1 protein-coding gene is annotated in these 755 nt (G+C 43.8%); it reads right to left on the bottom strand.

The features are described from left to right. On the bottom strand, positions 1-755 hold a 755-nt coding region (locus A3739_RS00965; protein WP_156502218.1), incomplete at both ends, for a DUF748 domain-containing protein.

Here is a 755-nt window from a genome sequence, read left to right as displayed (position 1 = left end):
AGGCGTAACTTCCTGCGATGGTAGTGAGGGTTACGATATTTGCGTAAGGCACAAAGGTGTTAATTAAATAGCTTTGCGAAGCGGCAAGTGCGGCACGCTGTGCGACTAAATTAATAAAACCATTTAAACCAAAGTCGGGGTTGTTGACGTTGCCTTTGAGAGGGATGTCCAGCTCAATGCGTCCGTTACTATCTTCTAAAGAGCTAAGCGCCAGATTCAATGGAATGAATGTTTGCTCTGCAATGCTGCCAGAGTGAACATCGCCGGCGTTATCGATTTCTAAACCGCGAATATGAAGGTCGACCGTGCCGTCAATTTCGTCATCTACAACAGAGACTTTTGTTTCTGAGTCGAGTTGCCCTGCAGACATATCAAAACCTGCAGCAGTCCGGATAAATGGCGAGATCTTAGGAAGTGAAAACTCTTTGAGATTCATTTCTAAGCTGAGATTGGTTTTGTCCTTAAACGGAGCAAGTTCGCTTTTGATTTCTGCTGATGTGTATTGGCCAGCTGTGAACATAGCATGAAGCTGAGCAAAGCTGTCTGGCGTTGTGCTATCAAGTTTTGCCAGAGTGAGTTTGTCGATATTTAAGCTCTGTTTAAATGATGGTGTTACCCCTTCATAGATAAAGTTCACCATCCCCTGATCTTTCAGGGCAAATTTGGATAAAGAAAAACCAAAGGCTTCTTGTTCTGCTGGCTGCTCAACTGATTGCGCGTTTGGTTCTTGAATTTGTTCTTGTTCAGCTACTTCA

The sequence above is a fragment of the Oleiphilus sp. HI0067 genome, from assembly GCF_001635735.1.
The sequence above is the reverse complement of the archived record's forward strand: the minus strand, read 5'-3'. Positions and strand labels throughout refer to the sequence as shown.